We start from the raw sequence: 5,196 nt of genomic DNA on the forward strand, positions 1-5,196 counted from the left end.
CGGCCGGGACGTGCCGGGCCAGGAACAGCAGCAGGGCAGGCGCCCCGGCCCGCGTTCCGGTCATGATCGGCCCGAATACCACGCGGTGCATCACCCGCTGCACGGCTTGGACCACGACCGTGGGCAACTGCCGCCGTCGTTGGACCTTGGCCAGCTCGCCGCGTGGAACCCGTCCGCGGAGTAACGCGGGAGCAAGGCAGTCCGCGGCCGCCACGGCGTCCTGGATGGCAAGGTTGATCCCGACCCCGCCGGCCGGGGACATCGCGTGTGCGGCGTCGCCGATGCAGAGCAGTCCGTTGATGTGCCATTGGCGGAGCCGGTCCAGTCGCACGTCCAGCCAGTGCAGATCCTCCAGCGACGCGATGGCGTCCACCCGGTCGGCGAGGTCGGGGCGGNCGGAGCGCCGCGATGCGGCGCCGGAAGCCCGCAACGCCCTCGGCCCGGATCCGGGTGTCCGTGCCCTTTGGCGCGAGGTACCCCATCTGGTAGTAGTCGGTGCGGTTGAGCGCCACCAGGGCCTGACCCCGCCCGAACGCGGGGACGATGCCCGCCACGGCGCCCTGCTCGGAGGCATGGCGCGGCAGGCGGAACCACCAGGCGTCAAACGGCACGGGATACTCCTTCGGGGGCAGCCCCGCCGCACGCCGCAGGGTCGAATGGCGTCCGTCCGCGGCAACCACCAGGTCCGCCAGGAGTTCGCCGCCGGCCCCGTCGGCGGTCCGGTAGCGGATCCCCGTGACCCGGCCGCCATTGCGGACCAGGGCGGTGGCTGTATGGCCCATGCGCAGGCTGAAGGACGGTTCCTGGGCTGCGGCGCCGGCCAGGAAGTCGAGGAAGTCCCATTGCGGCATCATGGCGATGTAGTTGTAGGGCGGGGGCAGCGAATCGAAGTTGCCGATCGTCACCGGAGGGCCGCCAGGCACCGGGAAAACGACACTGCTCAGCCGGCTCTGCGGCAGCCGGCGGAACTCCTCGCCCAGGCCCAGTTCGTCGATCAGCCGGATGGTGGAGGCGTGGACGGTGTCGCCGCGGAAGTCCCGGAAGAAATCGGCGTGCTTCTCCAGAACCGTGACCTGCACGCCGGCCCGTGCCAGCAGCAGTCCCAGCATCATGCCCGCCGGCCCGCCGCCGACCACTACGCACCCCGTCGTCTCCATGGGCATACGCTACGCCTGCGGAGGATGCTGCGGGAGGGGGCCTTCGCTGCGCCAGTCCGGCGGACACAGTTGAGCCCGGTTGACACTGCTGACTAGGCTTTGAGTCATGCGTGAACTCCAGGCGAAAATCATCGAAGAAATGGGCGTGCAGCCCCGGATCGACCCCGCCGGGGAGGTGCGCAAACGCGTCACCTTCCTCAAGGACTACCTCAAGGCGACCCACACCAGGGGCTTCGTGCTGGGCATTTCCGGCGGGCTGGATTCCTCGCTCGCGGGCCGGCTGGCGCAGTTGGCCGTCGAAGAGCTGGCGGCCGAGGGTGTGGAGGCCAACTTCGTGGCGGTCCGCCTGCCCTACGGTGTCCAGCACGACGAGGACGACGCCCAGGCCGCCCTGGACTTCATCCAGGCCAAGACGGAGTGGACGTTCAATATCTCCGCGGCTGTGGACGGGTTCGAGGACGAATTCGAGAAGACCGTGGGCAACGGGATCTCCGACTTCCACAAGGGCAACACGAAGGCCCGCACCCGCATGATCGCGCAGTACGCCCTCGCCGGCGAGCACAACTACCTGGTCATCGGAACGGACCACGGTGCGGAATCGGTCACCGGGTTCTTCACCAAGTACGGCGACGGCGGCGCGGACATCCTGCCGCTGTTCGGGCTCAACAAGCGCCAGAACAGGGCACTCCTCGCCGAACTCGGCGCCCCGGCCCGGATCTGGGAGAAGGTCCCCACGGCCGATCTCCTCGATGGCCAGCCCGGCCGCACCGACGAGGACGAACTGGGCCTCAGCTACGACACGATCGATGACTACCTCGAGGGCCGCGACATCCCCGTGGCCGCAGCCGAGCTGATCGAACAGAAATACCTCCGGACCCGGCACAAGCGCACGGTCCCGGTCACCATCTTCGACACTTGGTGGAAGTAGCCGGCGGGCGCTGACCTATTTAGCGCCCTGCAGCAGGGTGGAGATCCGGTGCGCCTCGTCCATCAGGAGGCGGCCCAGCATCTCCTGCCGCTCCGCACGGAAGCGCGGCTCAATTCCGGTCAGCGACAACGCCCAGGCGGGACGCCCCCGCTGGTCGAAGACTGCGGCGCCCATCCCCCAGCTGCCTTCCAGCACGAGCCCGGGATTGACCGAGTAGCCGGCCTGGCGCGTCTTCGCCAGGTTCTCCCTGACCAGGGCCTCGGTGTGCGCGGCCGCAAAGTTGCCGGCGTGAGCTGTCCAGCCGGCCAGCAATTCCGCCTGCTCCGCCTCCGGCAGGAATGCCATGATGGCGGTCCCGGCGGAGGCGACCCCGATCGGGAACCGGACGCCCTCGTGCAGCACAAAGGACCGCACCGGGAAACTCCCCTCCTCCCGGAGCAGGCAGACCGTCTCGGTGCCGCGCCGGATGGAGAAGAACGCGCTTTCGCCGGTCTCCTCTGCGAGCCGGCGGAGACTGGGCCGGGCGATATCCTCAAGCGGAAAGCGGGCCGACGCCACAGAGCCCATCAGCAGGATCTCCGGACCCAGCACCCAGTTGCCGCTGACCGGGTCCTGGTCCAGCAGGCCCTCGGAGGCCAGCGAGGAGAGCAGCCGGTGCACGGTGGGGCGGGTGAGCCCGGACTCCCTGACGAGTTCAACGAGCGGGGATCCTTCCGGTTTCCGCCCGACAATACGCAGCAGGGAGGCGACGCGGCTGACGACTTGTGCGCCCTGGACCGGTAATGAAGTCATCTTCTTCCTCGGGTTTTGTGTTCAATCGTCCTCAAGCATCCATATTGTGGACACTCATTAGCCTACCGTCCACACTGTAAAAATGGCACTATTGAGGGAAAAATCATCCATTGACAGCCCCCTTTTCGGCACCGTAGGCTCCAACAGCAGAGGAACAGTCCACAAAGTGGATTGCGTCAACAGCTCAATGAGGAGATGCAAATGTCAAAGCTGAAATCCGGCGCGGCAGCCGCGCTGCAGGACGTGCTGCGGGACGGCATGACGCTCGCCGTCGGAGGCTTTGGCCTCAGCGGCATCCCGGCCGACCTGATCGAGGCCGTACGCGATTCCGGTGTCAAGGACCTCACAGTGGTCTCCAACAACATGGGCGTGGACGGCAAAGGCCTCGGCATACTGATTGAAGCCGGCCAGGTCCGCAAGGTCATCGCCTCCTACGTGGGTGAGAACAAGCTCTTCGCCGAGCAGTACCTGGCGGGCAAGCTGGAGGTCGAGTTCACCCCGCAGGGAACCCTCGCCGAGCGCCTCCGCGCCGGGGGCGCCGGCATCCCGGCCTTCTACACCAAGACCGGGGTCGGCACCCTCGTCGCCGAAGGCAAGCCGCTCGCCGAATTCGACGGCGAGACTTTCGTCCAGGAACGCGCCATCAAGGCCGACGTCGCCCTGGTGCACGCCCACACCGCCGACACCGACGGCAACCTCATCTACCGCTACACCGCCCAGAACTTCAACCCTGTGGTCGCCACGGCCGGCGCCGTGACTGTCGCGGAGGCCGAGGTCATCGTCGAGCCCGGCGCGCTCGATCCCAACCACATCATCACCCCCGGCGTCTTCGTCCAGCGCCTCGTCCAGGCCCGCAGCCGGGTCAAGGACATCGAACAGCGGACGGTCCGCCCCCGCGCGGAAGCTGCCGACGCCACACCCGTTCCGGCCTAAGCGCCGCCCCCTACTCACCCAGGAGAATCACCATGGCTTGGACCCGGAATGAAATGGCTGCCATCGCGGCCGAAGAACTCAACGACGGCGACTACGTCAACCTTGGCATCGGCATCCCCACGCTCGTCGCCAACAATCTGCGCGACGGCGTTCGCGTCGTCCTCCAGAGCGAGAACGGCCTGCTTGGGATGGGACCGTTCCCCTACGAGGGCGAGGAGGACGCCGACCTTATCAACGCCGGCAAGCAGACTGTCACGGTCCTGCCCGGCGGCAGCATCTTCGACTCCGCCGCCTCCTTCGGCATGATCCGCGGCGGGCACGTCAAAGTTGCCATCCTCGGCGCCATGCAGGTGTCCGGTCACGGCGACCTCGCCAACTGGACCATCCCCGGCAAAATGGTCAAGGGCATGGGCGGCGCCATGGACCTCGTCGCCGGCACGCCGCGCGTCGTGGTGCTCACCGAACACAACGCCAAGGACGGCACCGCCAAGATCGTCAAAGAGTGCACGCTGCCCCTCACCGGCCTGAGCTGCGTTGACCGCATCATCAGCGACCTCGCGGTGTTCGACCTTGTGAAGGATGAACACGACACAGGCGGCGTCCGGCAGCTCACGCTGACCCGCCTCGCCCCCGGCGTCACCGTCGAGGAAATCCGCGAAAAGACGGAAGCCGAGTTCGACGTCGCGCCCTCCGTCGACACAACCCCCACCCTTGAAGGAGCCACAGCATGAGCCTGCGCGAACAGTTCGGCAAAGATGTACTGCTAACCGGCTGGGGACACAGCCGCTTCGGCAAGCTCGCGGACGAGACCCTCGAGTCCCTGATCGTGCAGGTCGCCACGGAGGCGATCGCCAACGCCGGGATCGAGCCGGGCCGGATCGACGAGATCTACCTCGGACAGTTCAACTCCGGCATGATGCCGCTGGCCTTCCCGTCCTCGCTGGCGCTGCAGGTCTCGGAGCAGCTGGCCAACGTCCCGTCCACCCGGGTCGAGAACGCCTGTGCCTCCGGGTCGGCCGCGTTCCAGCAGGGCACCAAATCGCTGCTGGCCGGCACCGCGAAAACCGTCCTTGTGATCGGCGCCGAGAAGATGACCCACGCCGGGGCGGACGTCGTCGGGGCGGCACTGCTCGGCGCAGACTACGACATGGCCGGTAAGGCCTCCAGCACCGGCTTCACCGGGCTCTTCGCCGAGGTGGCCAAGCATTACGAGAAGCGCTATGGACCAATCTCGGACGTGCTGGGCACCATCGCTGCGAAGAACCACCGCAACGGTGTCGACAACCCCTACGCCCAGCTCCGCAAGGACCTCGGCGAGGAGTTCTGCCGGACCGTTTCGGACAAGAACCCGATGGTCGCCGACCCGCTGCGCCGCACCGACTGCTC

General features: G+C 67.3%; 5 protein-coding genes and 2 pseudogenes. 4 read left to right on the forward strand and 3 right to left on the reverse strand.

The features are described 5' to 3' along the window. Window positions 1-751: FAD-dependent monooxygenase (locus tag K789_RS26535; protein ID WP_306376440.1), on the reverse strand; the 751-nt coding region annotated here is incomplete at its 3' end. Beyond that, window positions 645-1,163, reverse strand: a pseudogene (locus K789_RS26540) (FAD-dependent monooxygenase); the annotation flags it as partial. The gene K789_RS26535 and the pseudogene K789_RS26540, both read right to left, overlap by 107 nt. A gap of 100 nt (window positions 1,164-1,263) precedes the next feature. Between K789_RS26540 and nadE the strand changes: the two are divergent. After that, window positions 1,264-2,085, forward strand: coding sequence for an ammonia-dependent NAD(+) synthetase (gene nadE, locus K789_RS0103650; protein WP_024365573.1), 822 nt, complete (start codon window positions 1,264-1,266; stop codon window positions 2,083-2,085). A 15-nt stretch (window positions 2,086-2,100) separates the two neighbouring features. Here the strand turns inward: nadE and K789_RS0103655 are convergent, their stop codons facing one another. Then, on the reverse strand, window positions 2,101-2,877 hold the full coding sequence (locus K789_RS0103655; protein ID WP_024365574.1) for an IclR family transcriptional regulator: 777 nt from the start codon (window positions 2,875-2,877) through the stop codon (window positions 2,101-2,103). Between the two features lie 201 nt (window positions 2,878-3,078). On the opposite strand from K789_RS0103655, the gene K789_RS0103660 reads away from it, so the two are divergent. The 3 genes and pseudogenes from K789_RS0103660 to K789_RS0103670 form a co-directional block, all read left to right on the forward strand. Further along, window positions 3,079-3,810, forward strand: a complete 732-nt coding sequence (locus tag K789_RS0103660; protein WP_024365575.1) for a CoA transferase subunit A — start codon at window positions 3,079-3,081, stop codon at window positions 3,808-3,810. 32 nt (window positions 3,811-3,842) lie between these two features. Then, entirely contained in the window at window positions 3,843-4,541 is a 699-nt protein-coding gene (locus tag K789_RS0103665) for a CoA transferase subunit B (RefSeq protein WP_024365576.1), read from the forward strand. Next, window positions 4,538-5,196, forward strand: a pseudogene (locus K789_RS0103670) (thiolase domain-containing protein); the annotation flags it as partial. The gene K789_RS0103665 and the pseudogene K789_RS0103670, both read left to right, overlap by 4 nt.

The organism is Arthrobacter sp. TB 26 (genome assembly GCF_000427315.1).
Classification (GTDB): domain Bacteria; phylum Actinomycetota; class Actinomycetes; order Actinomycetales; family Micrococcaceae; genus Arthrobacter.